Source organism: Rhabdaerophilum sp. SD176, assembly GCF_030143245.1.
In the GTDB taxonomy this organism is placed as follows: Bacteria; Pseudomonadota; Alphaproteobacteria; order Rhizobiales; family Beijerinckiaceae; genus Rhabdaerophilum.
Map to the genome: position 1 here is coordinate 111,929 of NZ_JARJNS010000002.1, position 24,287 is coordinate 136,215.

The 24,287-nt window shown below is 64.8% G+C and carries 21 protein-coding genes; 11 read left to right on the plus strand and 10 right to left on the minus strand.

Translation table 11 applies throughout. The features are described from left to right. Positions 1–71 precede the first annotated feature (71 nt). On the plus strand, positions 72–1,376 hold the full coding sequence (locus tag P0652_RS04230) for a DEAD/DEAH box helicase (RefSeq protein WP_284177523.1): 1,305 nt from the start codon (positions 72–74) through the stop codon (positions 1,374–1,376). 15 nt (positions 1,377–1,391) lie between these two features. Here P0652_RS04230 and P0652_RS04235 read toward each other — a convergent pair whose 3' ends face one another. Then, on the minus strand, positions 1,392–2,882 hold the full coding sequence (locus P0652_RS04235) for an amidase (protein WP_284177524.1): 1,491 nt from the start codon (positions 2,880–2,882) through the stop codon (positions 1,392–1,394). Between the two features lie 6 nt (positions 2,883–2,888). Beyond that, a complete protein-coding gene (locus P0652_RS04240) occupies positions 2,889–3,863 on the minus strand; it encodes a Bug family tripartite tricarboxylate transporter substrate binding protein (protein WP_284177525.1) in 975 nt (324 codons plus the stop codon). Positions 3,864–3,966: 103 nt separating this feature from the next. Here P0652_RS04240 and P0652_RS04245 point away from each other — a divergent pair, with 103 nt between their 5' ends. Next, positions 3,967–4,458: a MarR family winged helix-turn-helix transcriptional regulator gene (locus tag P0652_RS04245; RefSeq protein WP_284177526.1), complete on the plus strand. Its 492-nt coding sequence runs from the start codon at positions 3,967–3,969 to the stop codon at positions 4,456–4,458. On the opposite strand, the gene P0652_RS04250 is transcribed toward P0652_RS04245, so the two are convergent. After that, a complete protein-coding gene (locus tag P0652_RS04250; RefSeq protein WP_284177527.1) occupies positions 4,459–4,923 on the minus strand; it encodes an Lrp/AsnC family transcriptional regulator in 465 nt (154 codons plus the stop codon). Between the two features lie 153 nt (positions 4,924–5,076). Here P0652_RS04250 and P0652_RS04255 point away from each other — a divergent pair, with 153 nt between their 5' ends. Beyond that, positions 5,077–6,096 carry a 1-aminocyclopropane-1-carboxylate deaminase gene (locus P0652_RS04255; protein ID WP_284177528.1) on the plus strand — a complete coding sequence of 340 codons (1,020 nt, stop codon included), beginning with the start codon at positions 5,077–5,079 and terminating at the stop codon, positions 6,094–6,096. 41 nt (positions 6,097–6,137) lie between these two features. On the opposite strand, the gene P0652_RS04260 is transcribed toward P0652_RS04255, so the two are convergent. Next, positions 6,138–7,202: an L-idonate 5-dehydrogenase gene (locus P0652_RS04260; RefSeq protein ID WP_284177529.1), complete on the minus strand. Its 1,065-nt coding sequence runs from the start codon at positions 7,200–7,202 to the stop codon at positions 6,138–6,140. A 96-nt stretch (positions 7,203–7,298) separates the two neighbouring features. On the opposite strand from P0652_RS04260, the gene P0652_RS04265 reads away from it, so the two are divergent. The 3 genes from P0652_RS04265 to P0652_RS04275 all read left to right on the plus strand — a co-directional run bounded on the left by P0652_RS04265 (position 7,299) and on the right by P0652_RS04275 (position 11,148). Then, on the plus strand, positions 7,299–8,072 hold the full coding sequence (locus P0652_RS04265; protein WP_284177530.1) for a glucose 1-dehydrogenase: 774 nt from the start codon (positions 7,299–7,301) through the stop codon (positions 8,070–8,072). Between the two features lie 149 nt (positions 8,073–8,221). Next, positions 8,222–10,660 (plus strand): DUF3772 domain-containing protein, encoded by a 2,439-nt coding sequence (locus tag P0652_RS04270; RefSeq protein ID WP_284177531.1) that lies wholly within the window; start codon positions 8,222–8,224, stop codon positions 10,658–10,660. Beyond that, positions 10,657–11,148, plus strand: coding sequence for a CAP domain-containing protein (locus tag P0652_RS04275; protein WP_284177532.1), 492 nt, complete (start codon positions 10,657–10,659; stop codon positions 11,146–11,148). Before P0652_RS04270 ends, P0652_RS04275 begins: the two co-directional genes overlap by 4 nt. 7 nt (positions 11,149–11,155) lie before the next feature. Here P0652_RS04275 and P0652_RS04280 read toward each other — a convergent pair whose 3' ends face one another. Both P0652_RS04280 and P0652_RS04285 read right to left on the minus strand, forming a co-directional pair. After that, positions 11,156–11,986: an OmpA/MotB family protein gene (locus tag P0652_RS04280; protein WP_284177533.1), complete on the minus strand. Its 831-nt coding sequence runs from the start codon at positions 11,984–11,986 to the stop codon at positions 11,156–11,158. Between the two features lie 28 nt (positions 11,987–12,014). After that, positions 12,015–12,791 (minus strand): motility protein A, encoded by a 777-nt coding sequence (locus tag P0652_RS04285; RefSeq protein ID WP_284177534.1) that lies wholly within the window; start codon positions 12,789–12,791, stop codon positions 12,015–12,017. A 167-nt stretch (positions 12,792–12,958) separates the two neighbouring features. Between P0652_RS04285 and P0652_RS04290 the strand changes: the two genes are divergently transcribed. Continuing rightward, complete coding sequence (locus tag P0652_RS04290) at positions 12,959–14,758, plus strand: glucan ABC transporter ATP-binding protein/ permease (RefSeq protein WP_284177535.1); 1,800 nt, start codon at positions 12,959–12,961, stop codon at positions 14,756–14,758. Here the strand turns inward: P0652_RS04290 and aroB are convergent. Together aroB and P0652_RS04300 are read right to left on the minus strand one after the other, a co-directional pair. Further along, the gene (gene aroB / locus P0652_RS04295; protein WP_284177536.1) at positions 14,755–15,873 is read right to left on the minus strand and encodes a 3-dehydroquinate synthase; all 1,119 of its coding nucleotides are present in this window, start codon (positions 15,871–15,873) and stop codon (positions 14,755–14,757) included. The two genes, P0652_RS04290 and aroB, sit on opposite strands and share 4 nt — an antisense overlap. Continuing rightward, positions 15,870–16,601 (minus strand): shikimate kinase, encoded by a 732-nt coding sequence (locus tag P0652_RS04300; RefSeq protein WP_284177537.1) that lies wholly within the window; start codon positions 16,599–16,601, stop codon positions 15,870–15,872. Before P0652_RS04300 ends, aroB begins: the two co-directional genes overlap by 4 nt. Before the next feature lie 132 nt (positions 16,602–16,733). On the opposite strand from P0652_RS04300, the gene P0652_RS04305 reads away from it, so the two are divergent. The 4 genes from P0652_RS04305 (at position 16,734) to P0652_RS04320 (ending at position 20,474) form a co-directional block, all read left to right on the plus strand. After that, complete coding sequence (locus P0652_RS04305) at positions 16,734–16,883, plus strand: hypothetical protein (RefSeq protein ID WP_284177538.1); 150 nt, start codon at positions 16,734–16,736, stop codon at positions 16,881–16,883. A 13-nt stretch (positions 16,884–16,896) separates the two neighbouring features. Continuing rightward, a complete protein-coding gene (locus P0652_RS04310; RefSeq protein ID WP_284177539.1) occupies positions 16,897–17,814 on the plus strand; it encodes a site-specific tyrosine recombinase XerD in 918 nt (305 codons plus the stop codon). Positions 17,815–17,962: 148 nt separating this feature from the next. Continuing rightward, the gene (locus P0652_RS04315; protein ID WP_284177540.1) at positions 17,963–18,919 is read left to right on the plus strand and encodes an acetyl-CoA carboxylase carboxyltransferase subunit alpha; all 957 of its coding nucleotides are present in this window, start codon (positions 17,963–17,965) and stop codon (positions 18,917–18,919) included. 163 nt (positions 18,920–19,082) lie between these two features. Beyond that, positions 19,083–20,474: a L,D-transpeptidase family protein gene (locus tag P0652_RS04320; RefSeq protein ID WP_284177541.1), complete on the plus strand. Its 1,392-nt coding sequence runs from the start codon at positions 19,083–19,085 to the stop codon at positions 20,472–20,474. Positions 20,475–20,544: 70 nt separating this feature from the next. Here the strand turns inward: P0652_RS04320 and P0652_RS04325 are convergent, their stop codons facing one another. Then, positions 20,545–21,144 carry an O-methyltransferase gene (locus tag P0652_RS04325; protein ID WP_284177542.1) on the minus strand — a complete coding sequence of 200 codons (600 nt, stop codon included), beginning with the start codon at positions 21,142–21,144 and terminating at the stop codon, positions 20,545–20,547. Positions 21,145–21,167: 23 nt separating this feature from the next. Continuing rightward, positions 21,168–24,029 (minus strand): preprotein translocase subunit SecA, encoded by a 2,862-nt coding sequence (secA, locus tag P0652_RS04330; protein WP_284177543.1) that lies wholly within the window; start codon positions 24,027–24,029, stop codon positions 21,168–21,170. Between the last annotated feature and the right edge of the window lie 258 nt (positions 24,030–24,287).

Consider the following 24,287-nt stretch of genomic DNA (forward strand, 5'->3'; position numbering starts at 1 on the left):
TCCAGAAGGCCCCGCCAGCAAGGCTCGCGGGTCCGGTCGCGTTGCCGCGACCTTCTCCGAAAGTGTTTCCCTTGACCAGTTTCTCCGATTTCCAGCTCCTCGCGCCGTTGCAGCGTGCGCTTGCCGCCGAGGGCTATACCCAACCCACCCCGATCCAGACGCAGGCCATTCCGCAGGCGATGGCCGGTCGGGATCTCCTGGGCATCGCCCAGACCGGCACCGGCAAGACAGCGGCCTTCGCGCTGCCGATCCTGCATCGGCTCGGCAAGTCGGGTACGACCCGGAAGCCCGGCACGTGCCGCGCGCTGATCCTCAGCCCGACCCGCGAACTGGCCAGCCAGATCGCGGAGAGCTTCCGTGCCTATGGCAAGTTCATGCATCTCTCGATCGATGTTGTCTTCGGCGGCGTGCCGATCGGCAAGCAGATCCGCCGGCTTCAGCCGGGTGCGGATATCCTGGTGGCGACGCCGGGCCGCCTGCTCGACCTGATCGACCAGCGTGCCCTTTCGCTGCGCGATCTCGAGATCCTCGTTCTCGACGAGGCGGACCAGATGCTCGATCTCGGCTTCATCGTGCCCCTCAAGCGCATCATTCCGATGCTGCCGAAGAAGCGTCAGAGCCTGTTCTTCTCGGCCACCATGCCGAGCACGATTTCCGGCCTCGCCGACGCCTTCCTGACGGATCCTGTCAAGGTGGCGGTGACGCCGGTTGCGACCACGGCAGAGCGTGTGACGCAGGGTGTGATGTTCGTGCAGGGCGGCGCCAAGCAGGCTCTGCTGGAAGCGGTGCTGCGCGATGAAAGCATCGACCGCGTCCTCGTCTTCACCCGGACCAAGCACGGTGCGGACCGCGTCGTGAAGCATCTCGTCAAGTCGGGCATCGAAGCCAGCGCCATCCATGGCAACAAGAGCCAGGCGCAGCGCGAACGGGCCCTCGGCGCGTTCCGCTCGGGCGCTTGCCGGGTTCTTGTCGCCACCGATATCGCGGCCCGTGGCATCGATGTCGAGGGCGTCTCGCATGTCATCAATTTCGAGCTGCCGAATGTGCCCGAATCCTACGTGCATCGAATCGGCCGGACGGCCCGCGCCGGCGCGGCGGGGATCGCCCTGTCCTTCTGTGCGTCGGACGAGCGGCCCTTCCTGCGGGATATCGAGAAGCTGACCCGCCTGCCGATCCCGGCCCTGCCGCTGCCGGAGGGTCTTCCTGCCGATGCCGCGATCATCCGGGAGAGCCAGCCGGCCCGCCCGGCTCCGCATGGCCGGCAGGGCAAGGAGCAGCCGCGCGGTGGCCGGCCGCATCGCCGGCCGAACAGCCCGCACCAGCGGCCCGCGCAGTCGGAAGCTGGTGCCGGCGCACGGCATAACGGCCGCCGCTGAGATCCGGTTTCCGCATCAATCGAAGGCGCGGAACCCTTCGCTCATGGCGAGGGGTGGCTGCGCCTTCAGCCATTCGATGTCCGGCTCCGGCCGGGCGGTGTCTTCCGAGCCTGCGAAGATCGTTTCCAGCGCCCTGGCAGCGGCGAGCACCTTCAGATCTCCGCCTCTCGGCCCGACAATCTGGATTCCGAACGGCATGCCTGCGTGATCGCGCCCGACAGGAATCGCGATTGCCGGGTGGCCTGTCAGCGTGACGGCATAGGCCAAAGCCAGCCACTGATAGTAGGTCCGTGTCGGTTGCCCGTCGATTTCTGCCGGATAGAGCTCGCGCCAGGCGCGCGGGCTGATCGTGATGGCCGGTGTCACGAGCAGGTCAAACCGCTCGAAGAACCCCTGCCACGACCGGTACATTGCCGTCTGCAGCGACAGCGCACGCGCCACATCGACCGCCGTGTACCGGAGGCCTTCCGCAATCTGCTGGTGGATATTGGGGCCGACCTGGTCGGGATGGCGCTCCGCCAGTTCCCGGTGCCGGCCCAGGAACATCACCCCGCGCAGGATCCCGAACGCCTCATCCGCATCACGGCAATCCGGATGCGTTTCCTCGATCGATCCGACTTCCCTCGCAAGGCGCGCGCATTTCGTCGCGAAAACCGTCCGGATCGCGCTTTCCGTCGGCGCGAAGCCGAGATCGGCGGATACAGCGAGCCGCATTCCGCGGAGCTCGACGGGTGGCGGATCGGCGAAGAGCGCCGCCTCGACCCGGCCTTCATGGGCAATGACCGAGATGGAATCCGTTGCGCTCCGTTCCATCATGCAGGAGGCCATCAGGCCGGCATCGGCGACATTCCGGGCCATCGGTCCGAGCTGGGCCAGCTGGATCCAGCTCATGTTCCGGCTGTCACTGGCGACCAGCCCCGGCGAGGGCCTGTAGCCGACAATCCCGTTGAAGGCGGCCGGGTTGCGGAGTGAGCCGCCGGTATCGGACCCCGTGGCCAGCGGCACCATGCCGGTAGCGACCGCCACGGCAGATCCGCCCGAGGAGCCGGCCGCCGAGCGCGACGGATCAAACGGATTGCCGGTCACGCCATGCACGGCATTGCGCGTATTTCCGCCGGCACCCCATTCGGGCGTGTTGGTCTTGCCGATCACGATCGCGCCGGCCCGTCGCAACATGGCGACGATCGCCTCGTCCTTCGCGGCCCGGTTCGCGGCAAAAAGTGGCGAGCCGAACGTTGTCGGCAGGCCCTTTGCATCGATGAGATCCTTCACGGCCAGCGGCAGGCCGTGGAGGGGGCCCAGCGGATCGCCGCGCATGATCGCGGCTTCCTTTTCCCTGGCCTCCGCCAGGGCGCCCTCGAAATCCCGGGCGATCATGGCATTGACCGCCGGATCGACCGCCTCGATCCGGGCGATGCAGCTCTTGACCAGTTCAACCGGCGAGAGCGCGCGAGAAGCCATCGCCTGCCGCGCAATGACGGCAGGGAGATCACAGGGTTCGGCCATGGATGCCTACTCTGCCTTGATGCCGGCCTGGGCTGCGATGGCCTTCATCGCGGCGATCTCGGCGGCGATCGTCGCCGACCAATCCGGATAGGTCCTGTAGGCGGGTTCGAAGCCGGCCTTGAGCATCTTCTCCTTCATGACCGGGTCCTGCAGCATGGCCGCCACAGCATCCGAAAGCACCCTGCGGGCATCCGCCGGCACACCCTTTGCCGTGACGAGCGCGACCCAGGACGAGAGGTCGATGTCCTTGTATCCAAGCTCCCGGAGTGTCGGCACGTCCGGCATCATGGCCGATCGGCTTGCCATCGTGACGGCGAGGGGCCGGATCTTGCCGGCCTCGACCTGCGGTTTCGCCGCGACGATCGTGTCGACCAGATAGGGAATATGCCGGGCCACAAGGTCATTCATGGCCGGGCCACTGCCGCGATAGGGAACATGCACCATCCGGATTCCCGCCGTGGCCTTGAACCACTCGCCGCCGAAATGCGAGACGGTGGCATTGCCGAAGGAGGCCATATTGAGCTTGTCCGGTTCGGCCCTTGCGGCCGCCACAAGCCCCGCGACGTCCCGGACCGGGTTGTCGGCATGGGTCAGCAGCACAAGGCCGATCGTCGCGAGTTGGGCGATCGGCTCGAAATCCTTCGTCGCGTCATAAGGAATCTTCGGGATCACGGCGGGATTGAGCGTGAAGGTCGAATTGGAGCTGAGGAACAGGGTGTAGCCGTCCGCCGGGGCAGCGATCAGCGCCTGTGCGCCGATGATCGTTCCGGCTCCGGGCCGGTTGACCACGATCACCGACTGGCCGAGCCGCTTCTCGAGATCTCCGGCGATCATGCGGGCGAAAATATCGGCCGCGCCGCCGGGCGCATAGGGCGCGATGATCTGGATGGTTTTCTCGGGGAAGCGGGTCTGGCTCATGGCCGGGGAAAACCCCGGAAAGGCGAGCAACAATCCCAGAAACACGGATAAAAGATGTGCCATGATGCCCTCCTGAAGACATGAGCCTGACCGGTGTTTTCCGGCAAGGCGGCCCTCAAGGGAAGCCTTATTTAGTTGATTTGTCAATAATTGACAAATCAACTATATGATCCGCCCCATCCAGCGCGAGTTCTGTGCCATGTCGACCCATGATCTCGAGAACCTGATCACGTTCCGCCTCGCGCGCCTTGTCTCGGAGCTGAACCGGCAGAGCAACCGCCTGCTGCGGCAGACCGGTGGGCTGAATGTTCCGGAATGGCGCGTGGTGTCGCTGCTCGGGAAGGGCGGGGAGATGAACGGACGGCAGCTGGGCAGCCTCGCCCGGCTGGATCCGGGCCTTCTCAGCCGGACACTGAACGGCCTCGAACAGCGGGGGCTGATCCTCACGACACGCCGCCCGGATGATCGCCGCGCTGTCTGGGCCAGCCTGACACCGGCGGGATGGGATGTGGAGAAGGCGACGCGGCCCGTCATGCTCGCGCGGCACGAGCGCCTCATGGCATCGTTGTCGTCGGAGCAGCAGGCCATCATCCTGCCGTTGATCGATCAGCTCTCCCAGACCATTGCCGCCGAGAATGCCGCCAGCGGCGAGGAATGATCAGAAATCCAGCTCCGCATTGTCGATGACCTCCTTCATGACGAAGAAGGTTCGCGTCTGCCTGACGCCGGGCAGGCGAATCAGCTGGTCGCCATGGAGCAGGTTGAAATCGGCGATGTCGCGCACGCGGATCTTGAGGAAGAAATCGAAGTCGCCGGCAACAAGGTGGCAATCCAGCACGAAGGCCAGCTTCCGGATCGCGGCCTCGAACGCGCCGAAGCTTTCCGGTGTCGAGCGGTCCAGTTCGACGCCGACAATCACCAGCGTCCCGCGCTCGACCTTCTGCGGCGCGATCTCGGCCCGGACCTGGCGGATATAGCCCAGATCGAACAGGCGCTTCGTGCGCCGGTGGCAGGTTGCCGGGCTGGTATGGACCAGGGCTGCCAGTTCGGCATTCGACATCCGCCCGTCCTGCTGCAGCAGCTTGAGAATCCGGCGGTCGACACGGTCGATTTTCTCGTCCATGAAAGAATCTTTCATTTTACAACTGACTTTGGAATTTCAATCAATCAAAATAGTGAAAGACTTGCAATCACGATCAGCAAAGGCCTGATCTTCGGGAGCACCTTTCGTTTTGATGATGGTAATTTGCTGCCCTCAATGCCAGGAGGCCGTGCCATGATCCGACTCGACAAATTCGAACGCTATCCGCTGACCTTCGGCCCAACGCCGATCGAACCGATGCGCCGGATGAGTGCCGCCCTCGGCGGCAAAGTGAATCTTTTTGCCAAGCGCGATGATTGCAATTCCGGCCTTGCCTTCGGGGGCAACAAGCTGCGCAAGCTCGAATACATCGTGCCGGATATCCTGGCGAAGAAGGCCGACACGCTGGTCTCCATTGGCGGAGTCCAGTCGAACCATACCCGCATGGTCGCCGCGACGGCCGCGAAGCTTGGCCTGAAATGCGTCGTGGTGCAGGAAAGCTGGGTGCCCCATGAGGATGCCGTCTATGACCGCGTTGGCAACATCCTGTTGACCCGCCTGATGGGCGCCGACAGCCGCATCGTGCCGGACGGGTTCGATATCGGCATCCGCAGGAGCTGGGAGGATGCGATCCAGTCCGTCAAGGATGCCGGCGGCGTACCGTATGGCATTCCGGCCGGCGCTTCGGTGCACCCCTATGGCGGGCTTGGTTATGTCGGTTTCGCCGAGGAGGTCCGCAAGCAGGAGGCCGAGATGGGCATCCGCTTCGATTACATCATCGTCTGCGTTGTCACCGGTTCCACCCAGGCGGGCATGATCGTGGGCTTCGCCGATGACAACCGCGCCGACCGCGTGATCGGGATCGATGCCTCGGGCACACCGGATCAGACCCGCGAGCAGGTGCGCGCGATCGTCGACAACACGGCCGGGCTGGTCGAGCTCGGCCGCCCGGTGCGCGACGACGAGATCGTGATCCTCAACGACTATGCCTATCCGGCCTATGGCATTCCCAGCGCCGAGACCAACGAGGCGATCCGGTTCGCTGCCCGCACGGAAGCGATGATCACCGACCCGGTCTATGAGGGGAAGTCGATGCAGGCGATGATCGACCTTGTGAAGAAAGGCTATTTCCCGGCCGGGTCGAACGTCCTCTATGCCCATCTCGGCGGCGCGCCGGCGATCAACGGCTACAGCTACACCTATCGCAACGGCTGAGGCCGGCGGCCCCGGACCTTTTTTCCGGGGCCGGCTCCTGCTCAGGCGAAAGCGAGCTGGACCTTCATGGCCCGGCTCCTGTCTGCCGCGAGATCGAAGGCGCGCTGCGCCTCGCGGAAGGGAATGATTTCGGTCAGCAGCGGCATCGGGTTGATCCGGCCCGAGACCAGCGCCTGCACGGCCGTCCGGAATTCGGTGCCGAACCGGAATGTGCCGCGCATGTCGATCTCCTTGGCCACGGCCGTGTTGATCATCAGTTGCGTCTCGCCGCCAAGGCCCACCAGCACGAGGATGCCGCGCGGCCGGATCACGTCCATCGCCGATCGGATCGCTGATTGATGACCCGAACATTCGAAAACCACGTCGAAACTGCCCTTGTTTGCGCTAAAGGCGGTCATCTTCTCCGGTTCGCGGGAGACATTGACGCCGATATCGGCGCCGATCTTCAGTCCCATCGCGATGGCGCTGTCCGAAACATCGGTCACGGTGATCTCGCTCGCGCCGGCATAGCGCGCCGCCATGATCGTCAGCGCCCCGATCGGGCCGCAGCCCGTGACAAGGATGCGGCGGCCGGAAAGCGGGCCAGCCCGCTCCACGGCATGGAGGCAGACGGCCAGCGGCTCGGCAAAGGCGGCGCGGGCAAGGTCGAAATCAGCCGGAAGCTTCTCGCATTGCGCGGCCTCCGCGACCAGCATTTGCCGGAACCCGCCGCTGACATGGGGGAAGCGCATGGCCGAGCCGTAGAACAGCATGTTGAGGCAATGGATCTGCAGGCCGGCCTGACAATAGCTGCAGGTGCCGCAGGCCCGGGCGGGGTTGACCGCCACGCGATCGCCGACCTGCAGGGCGGTTACCGCCCGCCCGATGGCGGTGACCGTAGCGGAAAACTCGTGGCCAAGCACGAAGGGCTGACGGACCTCGATCGCGCCGATCCGGCCATCGAGATAGTAATGCAGGTCCGAGCCGCAGATGCCGCCGGCGGCGATAGCCAGCTCGACCTGCGTTTCGCCGATCTCCGGCACCGGGACCGGCTCGACCTTGAGCACGCGTGCGGCGTGGCAGACCACGCCCAAGGTTGACCGCTGCGATGTTTGGCCGTTCAACATGTTTCCCCGCAAGGTCCCGCGCGCCGGGACCGAATTTGTTATCCTTGTCCCTATCACGGCACAATGCGGCCGGCAGGGCAACCCAAAGGTGCAGACATGACCAGCGCGCTCTCCCTTTTCACCCTTTCCGGGCGGCGCGCCCTCGTCACCGGGTCGAGCCGGGGGATCGGGCTGGCGCTGGCCGAGGGGCTGGCCGAGGCCGGGGCGGCGATTCTGCTCAATGCCCGCGCGGCCGAATCGCTTGAAGCCCCGCTGGCGGCGTTGCGGGCCCGCGGCTTCACTGCCGATGGCGTGGCCTTCGATGTCACCGATGCGGCGTCCAGCCGGGCCGCTATCGACCGCGTGGAAGCGGAAATCGGGGCAATCGACATCCTGATCAACAATGCCGGGATCCAGATCCGCGGCCCCGCGGTCGATTATGATCCGGCTGACTGGCGCCGGCTGCAGGCGACCAATCTCGACAGTGTTTTCTTTGTCAGCCAAGCGGTGGGGCGGCATATGCTGGCGCGCAAGCGCGGCAAGATCATCAATATCGGCTCGGTGCAAAGCGAACTCGGCCGGGCTTCGATCGTGCCCTACAATGCCAGCAAGGGCGGTGTGAAAATGATGACGCGCGGCCTCGCCGCCGAATGGGGACCGCACAACATCCAGGTCAATGCGATCGGGCCGGGCTATTTCAAGACCGAACTCAATGATGCGCTGGTGAAGAATGCCGAATTCTCGGCCTGGGTCGAGAAGCGGACGCCGGCCGGCCGATGGGGCGATGTGCGCGAGCTTGTCGGTGCGGCGGTGTTCCTGGCCTCGGATGCGTCGAGCTATGTCAATGGCCATCTTCTCATGGTCGATGGCGGCATGACGAGCGTGGTCTAGGGGCTGGTTCCGGCCCTGAAATTCCGTACTCATCCTTTTCGGCACAAATGACGCTGCCGTGCTTTCGGGCTAGATAGACCGGTATTCGCCGCGCTGCCCGATTCGACCGACCGGGCGCGTCCCGATGAATTCAGATGGGTTCCTGCTGCATGTTTGGCCGCTTTCTGTTGCGCTCCGGCATCCTTTTTCTGCTTGCTCTGATGCTGGCGAGCGGGGCAAACGCGCAGGCGCCGCCGGCCCGTGATGCCCGTGCCTTGCTGGAAACCGGACGCCTGGAACTGACCCAGGTTGAGGCGGCGTTGCAGAGGGAAACGCTGGACGACAAGCGCCTGTCCGAACTCCGCACCCGTCTTGATCCGATTGCACTGGCGATCGAACAATTGATCCAGCGCGAACAGCCACGCGCCGATGAGGTCAAGGCCCGCCTCGACCGGCTCGGTCCGGCCCCGGAGCCCGGCAAGGGCATCACCGAAAGTGCCGATGTCGTCAAGGATAGAGCCGAGCAACAGAAAGCCTGGCAGGAAATCGAAGAACCCCTGCGGCTGGCACGGGCCCTCGCGCTCCGTGTCCAGCAATTGCAGGATGCCATCTCGGAGCGCCGGCGTGAGAATTTTGCCCGTGCCATCCTCAAGCAGGGGCCCTCGCTTCTCGCACCGAGCCTCTGGCTGGATGTCAGCCGGGCGCTCCCTCAGGACGCGGCTGCCTTCAGGTTCCTGATGCGGCAATGGGTGGAAGCGATCGTTGGTCATTTCGACTGGTACGAGATGGTGTTGATTGCCGTCTTCTTCGCGGTGGCTTTTGCCGGATTGCCAAAGGCGCGCAACTGGATCCGCTCTGGCTCGTTTGCCGGGCGCATCGACCTCGAAAGCGAGGTTGAACCCAAGCGAATAGACCGGGTCCTGGTCGGATTGCGGAGAGTGCTCCTCACCGCCGTGGCACCGGCCATCCTTCTCTATCTGTTGCTCCAGATGTTCCGAAACTTTGGTCTCCTGCCGGGCCGCACCGATTCGGTCATGGTGTCCATCACCAACGGGATCGCCTTTGTCTTCGGCATGAGCGGTCTTGCCGCTGGAGTCCTTTCGCCGTTCCGGAGTCAATGGCGCTTGTTCATGCTGCCGGACCGGGTGGCGATCGAACTCTGGCGCACCATCGGCGCCATCGCCACGATCCTGGCCGTTGCGAAAGTCTTCGAGGCGGTGCAATCGGCGAACGTGGCCAGCTTGCCGCTGACGGTTGTCACCAAGGGCCTGTTTGCGGTCCTTCTGGCTGCCCGCCTGATGCACGGTCTTCGAAGGGCATTCCGAACCAAGATCGATGAAAAAACCGGCGAGATCGAGGATCGCGTCGGCTCCCACCTGATCTTGCCCCGTCTGATCGGCTGGATCGTCTGCATCGTCGTAATCCTGGCCGCCTTGTTCGGATATGTCGCTCTGGCCGCGTTCCTTGTTCAACAGATCGCCTGGCTGTTGATCCTGACCCTGGTCTCGACGCTGATCCTTGTTCTGATCGAAGAAATGATCGGTTCCGGCCTCTCGTCACGCGGGGCTCTGGGCCGCCGCTTGCGGGAGGCGACCGGTCTTGCCGCGGGCTCGCTGGATCAGGCGAGCGTCCTGGTTTCCGGATTGGCCAGTCTGATCGTCTATGTGTCCGTGGTCATGCTCGCGCTCGCGCCATGGGGTGTCGATTCCTCCAACCTTTTCGGTAATCTTCGCGCGGCATTTTTCGGTTTCGAGGTCGGCGGCGTGACGATCTCGCTCTCGACCATCGCGCTCGCGTTGGTGCTGTTCCTTGGCGGCATCCTTGTCACCAAGGCGATCCAGAACTGGCTGGACACCCATTACCTGCCGCATACCGGCCTTGATATCGGCCTCAGGAACTCGATCCGCACGATCTTCGGCTATGTCGGCTTCATCATCGCCGCGTCGCTTGCGCTCGGGCAGGCAGGTTTCTCGCTCGACAAGATCGCCATCGTTGCCGGCGCACTTTCGGTGGGGATCGGTTTCGGCCTCCAGTCGATTGTCGGGAATTTTGTTTCCGGGCTCATCCTGCTCTGGGAGCGGCCGATCCGCGTTGGCGACTGGATTGTCGTCGGCGAGGAGCAGGGAACCGTGAAACGGATCAATGTCCGGGCCACGGAAATCCAGACCTTTGACCGGGCGAGCCTGATTATTCCCAATTCCGAGTTTATCGGCGGCCGGGTCAAGAACTGGATGCATTCGGATCGAACCGGCCGCATCATCATTCCGATCAATGTCGACTATGAGTCGGATCCGGATCAGGTGCAGCAATTGTTGCGCGATGCCGCCCTTGCCCATCGCGAGGTGATGAGCGAGCCGGCGCCGATCGTGATTTTCAAGAATCTCGGCGAATCCGGGCTCGATTTCGAGCTGCGGTGCTTCTGCGATGTCGACGCGATGCTGGTGACAAGGAGCGAATTGCTTTTCGATATCTTCCGTCGCCTGCGCGCGGCGAAGATCGAAGTCCCCTATCCAACCCGCCGGCTCGAGATCACCAATATGCCGGGCACAGGGGCTGGTTCCTTTGTTGCCACGGAGCGGTCGCCGGAACCTCCGAAGAGCGCGACATGAGGAACAGGGCCATGTGCAATCCGGCCTTCCTGGCCTTGGCTTCCGCCCTCGGGCTTGCGGCCTGTTCCGATTCGGCGCCTTCGCGACCTCAGCCGGCCTTCTATGTCGATCTCGCCCGCTCGGGCACAGCGCTTGATCCGCAGACCAGCACGACAATCATCAATGGCTACCGCACCAATCTCGGGTTGCCGGCTCTGGAATGGGATCCGGCACTCGCGGAGCAGGCCCGGGGCGAGGCGGCGCGGCTGGCGGCGCGGGGTGAGCTATCCACCGATGCCCTGCCGGGCAACCGGCCCGTCAAGGGGCTGAAACGGAGCGTCTCGGGCGGCTATCACAGTTTCGCCGATGCTTTTTCCGGCTGGCGGGGCTCGCCGGCGCATGATGCGGTTTTGCGGGCGGGCAAGGGCCGGCGTTACGGCATCGGCGTTGTCGCCCGGCCGGAATCACGCCATCGGGTCTATTGGGTGGTGCTCGTCGCGGAACAGTGAGCGCCGGTCATTTCTTGGGCGGAAGCGGCGGCGCCTCATGCACCAGCATGATCGAGATCCGGCGGTTCGGCGCGAGGCTCGGATCGTCCGGGAAGACGGGCTGGGTATCGCCCCGGCCCACCACGGATTCGAACCGGTCATCCGGCACACCGTTATTGGCGAGGATGTCCCGCACGGAGATGGCCCGCTCGGCCGAGAGTTTCCAGCCGGCCCCGCGCTGCTTGCTGGCATTGCGGCCAGACGAGATATGGCCGGTCACCCGGATCCGGTTCGGCAGGCGCCGGAGTGTCGGCGCAACGGCGGCGATGATCTTCCGGGTCCGCTCATAGGGAAGCGCGGAGGCTTCCGGGAACATGGAGCGTCCATCCTGGTCGACGATCTGGATATCGAGGCCCTCGTCGGTTTCCTCGATCACCACATTGCGGGAAATCTCGGCGATTTCCGGCATTTCCTGCAGGGCCTGGCGAAGCGAGACGGCGGCGGTGGTGAAGCCGCGATCGGCGAGGAAGGTGCCGTTGGCGACCGTGTCGCGCTGGGAATTCGCGTAGGGCGAGGTCTGGTCGGCGGCGAAGTCGGTCGAGACCTTCCGGGTGTATTTGATCGTTGAGCGAACGGGCACGCCATCCGTCTCGATGATGCCGGTGGTGCGGGTATGCTTCTGCATGCCGAAGGATTCGCGCATGGAGCCGGCGACGATCTGCTGCTTCTTCTGGTTGGGCGTCGAGAAGGCGACCAGCATGACGAAGAAGGCGACCAGCAGACCCATCAGGTCGGCGAAGGTCACAAACCAGCCGTGGCCACCCCCGCCGCCATGCGCCGCTCCCCGTTTGCGTGCCATGCTCGAACTCCGTTACGCTGGTCCGCGATCAGGCGGCGGCTTCCGCATCGACAAAATGCGCCTTGTGGTGATCCGGCAGATAGGAAAGCAGCATCTCGCGGATGATGCCCGGGCTCTTCGCCTGGCGGATCTGCATGACCCCGTCGATGATCAGCGAGCGCGAAATGTCTTCTTCCTCGAGCTTGACATGCAGCTTGTCGGCGATCGGCAGGCAGAACAGGTTGGCGACAAGCGCCCCGTAAAGCGTTGCCAGCAGAGCCGTGGCCATGAACGGACCAAGCTTGGCCGGGTCTTCCATGTTGGCGAACATGCCGACCATCCCGAGCAGGGTGCCCACCATGCCCCAGGCCGGGGCGCAATCGCCGATGGCGCGGTAGATCTTCTGCCCCTCGTCGAGATGCGCGAGGAAGGTGTCCCGGTCCTTGTTCATCGTGTTCTGGATGAATTCGGCGTCATAGCCGTCCACCACATAACGGATGCCCTGGGCGAGGAAGGGGTCATCCACCTTCAGCGTTTCCAGTGCCATCGGACCGGACTTCCGCATCACCTCGGCGATCTTGGTGATCTCCTCGATCAGCGCCCGGGGATCGAGGGCGCGCATCTGGAGGACGTAGCGCATGCCCATCGGCAGGCCGTGGATCATGGAGGAGAAGGGGAAGCGGATCATGGTGGAGGCGATAGCTCCGCCGAAGATGACGATCGCGGCATGCTCCGAAACGTAGATGCTCAGATGCCCGTCCATCAGCATCAGGACGACGACCACTGCGATGCCCAGCACGGTGCCAACGATGGTAGAGATATCCATGTGATCCTGTCCCCGGTCGCACAGATTGTGCGCCGCATTCTGCGGTCCCTGAGCGCCACGTTAGGCCTTGCAGCTAAAGGAAGAGTTAAGCTTAAGAAGGCTGCCGCTCAGTTCCTGTTCATGTCACCGGCCGCATAAGCCCGGCCCAGTTTCGCCCCGAGGGTTTCATGTCGCTGCTGCGCCTGTATTTCCGTGTTCTGATGCAACTCGGCCCGGAACTGCGGCTGGGGCTATGGCTCGTCATGGCGAATCTGGCGCTCGCGACCGCGATGTTCGCGGAGCCCTACCTGTTCGGGCAGATCATCAACCTGCTGACCGGTTCGCAGGCGCAGGGCAGCAAGCCGACGCTCGAATCGCTTCTGCCGCTGATCGGCCTGTGGCTCGCTTTCGGGCTGGTCTCGATTGTCGGCGGGGTCACCGTGGCCTTGCATGCCGACCGGATGTCGCACCGGCGCCGCCTCGGCGTGATGGCCACCTATTTCGAGCATGTGCTGACGCTGCCGCTCTCCTTCCATTCGGCCACGCATTCCGGCCGCACCCTGAAAGTGATGCTCAATGGCGCCGATGGCATGTTCTGGCTCTGGCTGGGCTTCATGCGCGACCATTGCGCCGCGCTTGTCTCGCTGCTTGTGCTGCTGCCACTGACCTTGCTCATCAACTGGCGCCTTGGCCTTCTGCTCGTTGCTCTGGTGGTGATCTTCGCCTTCCTGATGGGGCTGGTGATCAACCGCGCCGCCACGCTGCAGGAGAAGGTCGAGGGGTTCCATTCGGAATTGGCCGAGCATACGTCGGACGCGATCGGCAATATCCCGGTCATCCAGAGCTTCACACGGATCCAGGCCGAGCTGAACGCGCTGCGCTTCGTGATCGACCGGCTGCTTTCGGCCCAGATCCCCGTTCTCTCATGGTGGGCGCTCGCCTCCGTGGCGACGCGTGCCGCGTCCACCCTCACAGTGACGGCGATCTTCCTGCTGGGCACGTGGCTGCATATCCGCGATCTCGCGACGATCGGCGATATCGTGACTTTCATGGGCTATGCCACCCTGCTGATCGGCAAACTCGAGGCGGCCGTGGGCTTCGTGAACCAGCTCTTCATGCAGGCGCCGAAACTGCGCGACTTTTTTGAGGTGCTCGACACAACACCGCAGGTTCAGGACCGGCCCAATGCGGTCGAAGCCGGCACGCTGAAGGGCGAGGTCGTGTTCGACCAGGTCTCCTTTTCCTATGACGGCAAGCGCCCGGCCATTGCCGACCTGTCCTTCACGGCGGCGCAGGGCAAGACGATCGCGCTTGTCGGGGCGACCGGTTCGGGCAAGTCGACGACGCTGGGGCTCCTGCACCGCGCGTTTGACCCGCAATCCGGCCGCATCCTGATCGACGGGCAGGATATCCGTGATTTCACGCTGCAATCCCTCCGTCGGAACATCGCTGTCGTGTTTCAGGAGCCGATGCTTTTCGCGCGCACCATCCGGGAAAATCTCGAGGTCGGGCGCGCGGATGCGACCGAGGCGGAGATGATGGATGCGCTCGAACGGGCGCAGGCGCTCGAATTCATCGGCCGGCAATCCGAAGGGCTCGACACCGTGGTCGGAGAGCGCGGCCGTTCGCTGTCCGGCGGCGAACGCCAGCGTCTGTCGATCGCGCGAGCCTTGCTCAAGAACCCGCCGGTCCTGATTCTCGACGAGGCGACCTCCGCGCTGGATGCGGCCACAGAGCAGAAGCTCCAGAAGGCGCTCGAGGCGGTGATGAAGGACCGCACCACCTTCGTGATCGCGCATCGGCTTGCGACGATCCGCAATGCCGACCATATCCTCGTGCTCGACAAGGGCCGGATTGTCGAGAGCGGCAATTTCGAGACGCTGGTTGCGGCGAACGGGCGCTTCGCCGAACTTGCGCGGGCGCAGTTCATGGCGCAGCAAAACCCGGTTGCTGCAGCGCCTGCACAGGCGCCGGAGACGGCCTCCTAGCCGCATTCCTCCACGAGGAAGTCCCGGATCGCCGCAGCGGAGACATCGCGGGCGATGAAGCTCTGGCCGAGGCCGTGCGTGAGGATGAAGGTCAGCGTGCCGCGGCTGACCTTCTTGTCCTGCGCCATCATCCCCAGCATGCCGTCCGGCGTCCAGGGCCCGTCGATCTGGCTCAGGCGCGTCGGCAGGCCGATCTCGACGAGATGGCGCTCGACCCGTTCCGGCAGATCCGCCGGGCAAAGGCCGGCCCGGGCAGAATAGCGATGCGCCATCGCCATGCCGAGCGCGACGGCCTCGCCGTGGACGAGCCGGGTGGCATCGTACCGGACGAGCCCTTCCAGGGCATGCCCGAACGTATGGCCGAGATTGAGCAGGGCCCGGTCGCCCGTTTCGGTTTCATCCCGCGCGACGATTGCGGCCTTGGCGCCACAGGAGACCGCCACGGCCTCCTCGCGCTCCGGGCCACCGGAAAAGATGCCGCGCCAGGCGCCGGCTTCCAGCCATTTGTAGAAATCGGGGCGGTCGATCAGCCCGTATTTCACCACCTCGGCATAGCCGGCGCGCAATTCGCGCAGCGGCAGCGTGTCGAGCAGGGCCGTATCGGCCAGCACAAGGCGCGGCTGGTGGAAGGCGCCAACGAGATTCTTGCCCTGCGCCGAATTGATACCCGTCTTGCCGCCGACGCTCGAATCGACCTGCGCAAGCAGCGAGGTCGGGACCTGCACGAAATGCATGCCCCGCCGGGCAATGGCGGCCGCGAAACCGGCGAGATCGCCGATCACGCCGCCGCCGAGCGCGACCACCGCGTCGCCCCGTTCGAGCCGGGCCGAGAGGATGGCCTCGACGGTTTTTTCCAGCCACGGCCAGCTCTTCGTCTTCTCGCCGGCCGGGAGAACCAGCTCTGCCACACCGAGTCCCGCAGCCGCGAGGCCTTCGCGCAAGGGGGCGAGGTGGAAGCCTGCGACATTCCCGTCCGTCAGGATCAGGCAGGCCCGGGCCCGGGTGGCGCCCGTAATGGCAGAGCCCGCCTCAGCCAGAAGATGCCGGCCGATGAGGATGTCATAGCTGCGGCCGGCGAGGTCGACTCGGACTTTCCGATGCGGGGTGTCGGTCATGGGGAAGCGCTTTCGGAAGAGGCCGGGGCCGGGCCGGCAAGGAAGGCCTGCATCGCTTCCAGCACGGACTGGACCATCTGGTCGTGCGGGATTTCCATGCTGGTTACACTGAGATCCGCCTCGGCATAAACCGGGTAGCGCTTGTCAATCAGCGCCTGCATCGTCGCCACCGGGTCGGCGGTCTGGAGCAGCGGGCGGTTCTGGCGCTTCTGAACCCGGCGCATCAGAATCGCGAGATCCGCCCTGAGCCAGACCGAGACGGCCTTCTCGCGGATGCGAGCCCGGGTCTCGGCATCCATGAAGGCGCCGCCGCCGGTGGCGATGACCTGCTGCGGCTCGCTTAACAGGCGGGCGATCACCTTCCGCTCGCCGGACCGGAATTCAGACTCGCCGAGCTGCGCAAAGATTTCGGGAATGGTCATCCGGGCCGATTCCTCGATCGCATGGTCGGAATCGATGAAGGGCAAACCCAGCCGCTGTGCAAGGCGCCGCCCGACAGAGGTCTTGCCGGCACCCATCAGGCCGACCAGCACGACATGCCGGCCCGCCAGCGCCTCGCGCACGGCCGGAGCCAGCATCAGCGGCGGGGATTCCTGGGCCGGGGCAGATTCCTGGGCCGGGGCAGATTCCTGGGCCGGGGCAGATTCCTGGGCCGGGGCGGATTCCTGGGCCGGGGCAGATTCCTGGGCCGGGGCAGATTCTTGGGCCGGGGCAGTCGCTTCGGTCATGCGTGGTTCCTGTCGCGCGCCACCTAATGCAAAAACCGCGAGAAATTTCTACCGCGAATTGGCACGAAGCGTTAAGCAGAAGGATGTTGTCGGTGGTGTCTGCCGCATTTTCATGCCCGCGAGTGTGCATCGATGCTGTTCCTGCTCCGGATCCTGATCGTGGCCGGTCTCCTCGTCGGCCTCGCCTATGGCGCGCTTCATGCGCTGGCCACGCTGGTCGAGCCCGAGCAGCGCGAGATCTCGGTGCCGGTTGATCCACCCCGGCCGCGCGTCGCGCCATGAGCAGGAGAGCGTCATGAGCGAGCGGGCGCTGCGGAGCTTCCTGGCGATGCTCGCGGCGGAGCGTGGAGCGGCGAAGAACACGCTCGACGCCTATCGGCGCGATCTCGCCCATTATCTCGAGGCCATCGTGCCCGAGACGGCCGAAACGGTGGCCGTTGCCCGGATCCGCGCCTATCTCCAGGATCTGGCGGCAGAGGGCTTCAAGCCGGCCACTCTGGCGCGGCGGCTCTCTTCGATCCGGCAGTTCCATGGTTTTCTCTATACCGAGGCGATGCGGCCGGATGATCCGACCGTGACGCTGGAAGGGCCGAAACGCGGTTCCTCCCTGCCCAAGGTGATCAGCATCGATGACGTTACCCGGCTGCTGGACCAGGCGCGGTCAGAGGCTGGAAAGCCGGGCCTCTCCGCCCATGCCCGGCTGGCGGCGCTTCGCCTGCAGGCGATGATCGAACTGCTCTACGCCACCGGACTCCGGGTGTCGGAACTCGTGGCGCTGCCGGCCCAGAGCATCAGGCCGGACCGCGAGGGGCTGATCGTCCGCGGAAAGGGCAACAAGGAGCGGCTGGTCCTGATCACCGGGGCGGCACGCGAGGCGGTCAGCCAGTACCGGGCGGCGATGAAGCCGGGGGCGGCCTCGCGGTTCCTGTTCCCGGCTGCGAGCGAACTTGGGCACGTACCCCGCCAGGTCTTCGCGCGCGAGCTGAAACGGCTTGCCGGTACCGCCGGCATCCGCGCTGACCTGCTCTCGCCGCATGTGCTCCGGCATGCTTTTGCCACGCATCTCCTGCAGAACGGGGCCGATCTGCGCATCGTCCAGCAACTTCTCGGCCATGCCGATATTGCGACAACGCAGATCTATACCCATGTGCTGGATGAGAGGGCCCGCGCGATGGTGCGGGATCTCCATCCGCTGAACGACAGGCCGGAATAACAGCCCGAAGGGCGGGGGGGCTTGACGCCAAGCGCCTCAATCGTCAGGTTGCGGCGCCTTTTCGGGGGATTCCAAGCACCGGTCTGGCCGTCTTTCCGCGGCCCGGACATGCCGGCAGCCTGTCAGTTCCGAAACAAGTTGAAGGTTCATGCGCGCCTATCTGGATTTCGAGAAGCCGGTTGCCGAGCTTGAGAGCAAGATTGCCGAATTGCGGGCCCTCGCGGCCCGGGACGGCGCCACCGCCATCGGCGAGGATGTGACGCGCCTCGAGGCCAAGGCGGAATCCGCCCTGCGTGACCTCTATGCGAACCTGACGCCGTGGCAGAAGACGCAGGTCGCGCGCCACCCCGAACGGCCGCATTGCCTCGACTATATCGAATCCCTCTTCACGGAATTCACAGCCATCGCCGGCGACCGCGTGTTCGGCGAGGATGCCGCCGTCGTGGCCGGGTTCGCCCGCTTCCGGGGAGAGCCTGTCGCGGTGATCGGGCAGGAAAAGGGCTCGAACACCGAAAGCCGGCTGAAACACAATTTCGGCATGGCCCGGCCCGAGGGCTATCGCAAGGCGCAGCGCGTGATGGAACTGGCCGACCGGTTCGGCCTTCCTGTCATTTCGCTGGTCGATACGGCGGGCGCCTATCCCGGAATCGGCGCCGAGGAACGGGGCCAGGCCGAGGCGATTGCCCGCTCGACCGATGCCTGCCTGGCGCTGGGCGTGCCGAATGTCGCCGTCATTCTCGGCGAAGGCGGTTCTGGCGGGGCGATCGCCATCGCCACGTCGAACCGCGTGCTGATGCTTGAACATGCGATCTACAGCGTGATCTCGCCGGAAGCGGCGGCGTCGATCCTGTGGCGTGATTCGCAGCGGGCGCAGGAAGCGGCGACGACGATGAAGATCACCGCGCAGGATCTGCTGCGCATGAACGTGATCGATGTGATCATTTCGGAGCCGGTAGGCGGCGCCCATCGCGCACCGCAGGATGCCATCCATGCTGCCGGCGAGGCCGTGGCCCGTGCGATGCAGGACATGGCGGGAATGAGCCCCGATGCCCTGCGCGAGGCCCGTGCAGAGAAGTTTCTCGCCATCGGACGGCGTCTCGGATAACCGCAGTTAACGAAGCCTTGATCCTATAACGAGGTTTTGATGCAGTGCTTCCGGGCAATCGTCTAGACTGATTGCCTTAATTCCGCCGGGCTGTGGGCCGAAAGGCTCGACGGGCCGGAATCTGTCGTGAGGTTATGCCGTGTTGGGTCTGTCGGGTTCCTGGATGTCGCCGGTCGCGGGCAAGGGCGCACGCTATGGGTTGGCCTTGGCTGCCCTGCTCGGTCTGGCCGCCTGCGACGAGAATGGTCGCCTGCCGTCGAATTCCCGCCATTACGTGCCGATCTCGCCCCAGATGGAAGCGCTGATGTCGGAGAAGGGCATGAATGCCCGCTCGCCGATCCTGATGCGCGCCTACAAGAAGGAAAGCGAACTCGAGGTCTGGAAACAGGATGCCTCGGGGGAATACAAGCTGCTGAAGACCTTCCCGATGTGCCGTTGGTCCGGCCAGCTCGGTCCCAAGAAGACCGAAGGCGACCGTCAGGTGCCGGAAGGCTTTTATGCCATCACACCGCAGCAGCTGAACCCGAACTCGGCCTTCTACCTCTCGTTCAACGTGGGTTATCCCAACACCTATGACCGCGCCTATGGCCGCACCGGCAGCCTGATCATGGTGCATGGCGCCTGTTCGTCGCGCGGGTGCTTCTCGATGACGGACGAGCAGATCGCCGACATCTACGCCCTGACGCGCGAGGCGTTCGGCGGCGGCCAGAAATCCGTCCAGCTGCAGAGCTTCCCGTTCCGGTTCACGCCGCAGAACCTCGCCCGCTATCGGGCTGACGAGCATATGCCCTTCTGGAAGAACCTGAAGGAAGGGGCCGACCATTTCGACGTGACGAAGCGCGAGCCGCAGGTTTCCGTCTGCGGCCGGCGCTATATGTTCAACGCACAGCCGAAGGATGGCGCCCGGTTCGATGCGCAGGCAGCCTGCCCGCCCGTCCAGCAGGACGAGGCTCTGGTGGCGGCCGTGAATGCCAAGGCGCGCGGTGACGAGCAGCAGGTGGCTTCGCTTGTCAGCGCAGGCACCAAGGCCGTGAAGCGCATCTACCAGGATGGCGACCAGCATCCCTCGTTCAAGCACACGATCCATGCACAGGTCGGTGGCAGCGAGGGAAGTCGCCTCGCGACACCGGTGCCGTCGGGAACCTCCCGCGTGGCAGCGGTCTCGCAGCCGGACGCGCTCGATCATGGCCCCGTCGACGTGCCGGCCGAGCAGGCCCGCGGCCTGAGCCGGCAGGCGCTGCTCGCCAAGGCCTCGCAGGTTCGCCTGCAGGAAAGTGGCGTGCTCGCGACGCCGGCAGCGCCGCAGGCCCCGGCCGCCAATGCCCGCGCTGTTGCCACAGCGCCGGCTGCACCCTCCACGGGAGTTGTCGCGCCACCACGCTCGACCGCAACCGCGTTGGTGTCGTCCGAGCCGTCAAGGAAGCAGGAGCCGGCCTTTTACCAGCGCTGGATCGGCTCGCTCGGCAACCTGACCGCCAGTGTGGCCGGAACCGGCGAGGATGCGCCGCAAGCGGTGACCGCGCCGCTGCCGCCGAAGGCGCCGCCGCGCCGCTGAACCACACCCTGTCCGTCGCGACAGCACAAAGCCCCCATGAGGGGCTTTTCCGTTTGCGCGGTCCGGCGCATCAGGCTTCGGGTTCGAGGATGATGATATTCGCGGTCACGATGGGCCGGAACCGGCCATGCCGCGTGATCGTCGTCAGGAATTGGCCGAGTTCGGGGTAGCCGCCCTCACCGGTGAAATCGCTGGCATCGTCGATCAGCACCACATGCCCGTCGACGGGCGAATCGAGGATGCAGCGGATTTCCGTGCTGATCGGCGAGGCCTGGGCTCCATGCGCGGTCTCGCCAGCGGAATAATGGCCGTCGAGCCAGAACAGGGCCGGCTCTTTCAGCAGGGCGACAATCCGCGGGAGGACATCCGCCGCATCGCCCTGGTGCAGCTCGACATTGTTCCGCCCGGCGAAACGCTGGTTGGCCCGGTCGAAGTATTCCGGCGACAATTCCACCGAGATCGACCGGATGCCGGTCGCCGCCACGGAGGCGAGGGTATCGCCCTTGAATGTGCCGGTCTCGATGAAGGTTCCGAAACCGTAGCCCTCGAGATAGCGATGGATCAGCCGACGCTTCACGGCCGGCGCCGGCGGGTTGGGCATACCCGCCATCACCCATCGGAAAATCTGGGCCGCGTTGCGGATATCCTTGAGCCGCCTGATGACGGACATGGATCCGGGCCGCTTGCCGCCGGTCATGCGAAGCGACCGTGGCAATGCTTGTATTTCTTGCCCGAGCCGCAGGGGCAGGCCTCGTTTCGGCCAACCTTGCCCCAGGTCGAGGGGTCCTTCGGGTCGCGGTCGGCGGCCGGTTCGTCAGCACTCAAGCCGAGCGAGAGGGCCGCCTGCTCGAACATGTTCTCGCCGGTGGTCGGATCGAGGTGCCGGGCATGCATCTCGGGCAGTTCAGGCGCGGGCGGGGCCTCGAAAACCACCTCGACGCGCATGAGCTGCGCCGTCACATTCTCGCTCAGCGTCTCGAGCAGCTTGTCGTACAGCTCGAAGGCTTCCGACTTGAACTCGTTCAGCGGGTCGCGCTGGGCATAGCCGCGCCAGCCGATGACCTGGCGCAGGTGATCGAGCGTGACGAGATGCTCGCGCCAGAGATGGTCGAGCATCTGCAGGACGATCTGCTTCTCGACATAGCGCATCACGTCCGGCGTGTTCTGCTCGACGCGGGCAGCATAGGCCTCGTCCGCCGCCTTGATCAGGCGCTCACGCACTTCCTCGTCGGCGATGCCTTCCTCGCGGGCCCATTCGTCGACCGGCAGGTCGAGCGCGAGGAAACGGCCGACATCCTGCTTGAGCGCATCGACGCTCCACGCTTCCGGATACGCCCCCTCGGGAATGTGGCGGCTGACCAGATCCTCGATCACGCCATGGCGCATCTCGGTGATGGTTTCGGTCAGGTCTTCCTTGGCCATCAGCTCGCGACGCTGCTCGAACACGACCTTGCGCTGGTCGTTCATCACGTCATCGTATTTGAGGATGTTCTTCCGGGTGTCGAAGTTGCGCGCCTCGACCTTCTTCTGCGCGGTTTCCAGCGCCTTGTTGACCCAGGGATGGGCGATGGCCTCGCCTTCCTTGAGGCCCAGTTTCTGGAGCACGCTGTCCATGCGCTCGGAGCCGAAGATGCGCATCAGGTCATCTTCGAGGCTGAGGAAGAACTTGGTGCGGCCCGGATCGCCCTGGCGGCCCGAACGGCCGCGGAGCTGGTTGTCGATGCGCCGGCTCTCATGGCGTTCGGCGGCGATGACATAGAGGCCGCCGGGGGTCTGGAAGGTCTTGGCCGGCTTGGAGCCCTTGGCGGGTTCCAGTTCGATCAGCTCGCCGGAATTGAGCACCACCTCGCGGTTGCGGGCGATCTCGTCGCGGATCCGGGCGATGGCCGCTTCGCGCTCGTCACCCTCGACGCCGTCGAGCTCGCGCTCGATCCGCATCTTCAGGTTGCCACCGAGCTGGATGTCGGTGCCGCGGCCGGCCATGTTTGTCGCGATCGTCACGGCGCCGGGAATGCCGGCCTGTGCCACGATGAAGGCTTCCTGCTCGTGGTAGCGGGCGTTGAGCACGGCAAAGAGCTTTTCTTCCTTGCCGCCCTGGTCGCCATCCAGCAGCGGCTTGAAGGCATTCGGATCGGCAAGGTCGATCTGCTTGAAGCCATGTTCCTGGAGCAGGATGCCGAGTGCTTCGGATTTCTCGATCGAGGTCGTGCCGACCAGGACAGGCTGACGCCGCGCCTTGGCCCGTTCGATCTCGGCAACGATGGCGAGATCCTTCTCGCGGGCGGAACGATAGACCTCGTCATCCTGATCGAGGCGCGCCACCGGCACGTTTGTCGGGATCTCGACGACTTCCAGCCCGTAGATCTGCTGGAATTCCTCCGCCTCGGTGCCGGCGGTGCCGGTCATGCCCGCAAGCTTGGCATAAAGGCGGAAGTAGTTCTGGAAGGTGATCGAGGCGAGCGTGACGTTCTCGGGCTGGATCGGCACATGTTCCTTCGCCTCGAGGGCCTGGTGCAGGCCCTCGGAGTAACGGCGGCCCGGCATCATGCGCCCGGTGAACTCGTCGATGATGACGACTTCGTTGATCCGCGTCTCGGGGTTGAAGCGGACGATGTAATCCTTGTCCCGCGTGAAGAGCGTATGGGCGCGCAGCGCGCAATTGACGTGGTGCACCAGGCTGGAATTGGCCGCGTCGTAGAGCGTGCCTTCCTTGAGGATGCCGGCCTCGGCGAGAAGCTGCTCGATATGCTCGTTGCCAACCTCGGTCAGGTGAACTGTCCGGGCCTTTTCATCGACTTCGAAATCCTCCTTCACGAGGCGGGGGATCAGCGCGTCGATCGCGTTGTAGAGTTCCGAGCGGTCCTCGGTGGGGCCGGAAATGATCAGCGGCGTGCGGGCCTCGTCGATCAGGATCGAGTCAACCTCGTCGACGATGCCGAAGACGTGCCCGCGCTGGCACATCTGCGCAAAGTCATATTTCATATTGTCGCGCAGATAGTCGAAGCCGAACTCGTTGTTCGTGCCGTAGGTGATGTCGCAGGCATAGGCGGCCTTGCGCTGCTCGTCGTCGAGCCCGTGGACGATGACGCCGACGGACATGCCGAGGAAGCGGTAGATCTGCCCCATCCATTCCGCGTCGCGGCGGGCGAGGTAGTCGTTCACCGTCACGACATGGACGCCCTTGCTGCTGAGCGCGTTGAGATAGACCGGCAGCGTGGCGACCAGCGTCTTGCCTTCGCCGGTCTTCATCTCGGCGATGTCGCCGTCATGCAGCACCATGCCGCCGATGAGCTGGACATCGAAATGGCGCTGGCCAAGCACGCGCTTGGCCGCCTCGCGCACCGTGGCGAAGGCAGGGACGAGCAGGTCCTCCAGCGTCTTGCCGCCGGCGGCAAGCTCGGCCCGGAACGCTTCCGTGCGACCGCGGAGCTCGTCATCCGACAGCTTTGCCAGTTCGGCTTCCATCGCGTTGATGGCGGCCACCTTGGGGCGATAGGCTTTCAGACGTCGGTCATTGGCCGATCCAAACAGCGTCTTGGCGAGCGCGCCGAACATGCACCGTCTTCCTTGTTCTCGCCGGATGGCGGATCGGGCAGTTCGCAACAGAGACGAGCCGGCCCGGAATGACCTGAAATCAGATCGGATGATCGCCGGAGATAAGGATCGGCACAGGCCATTGTCAATGTTCAGCCTTTCCGGAACGTGCCCCGGAACACCAATCCGTGACCGGAAGACGCGCCGGGCAGGGCCCCGCGGGGGCTCGCCAATGCGGGCGCTTTGCGATAACGGAACTTTACGCACCCGGCCGCGCCG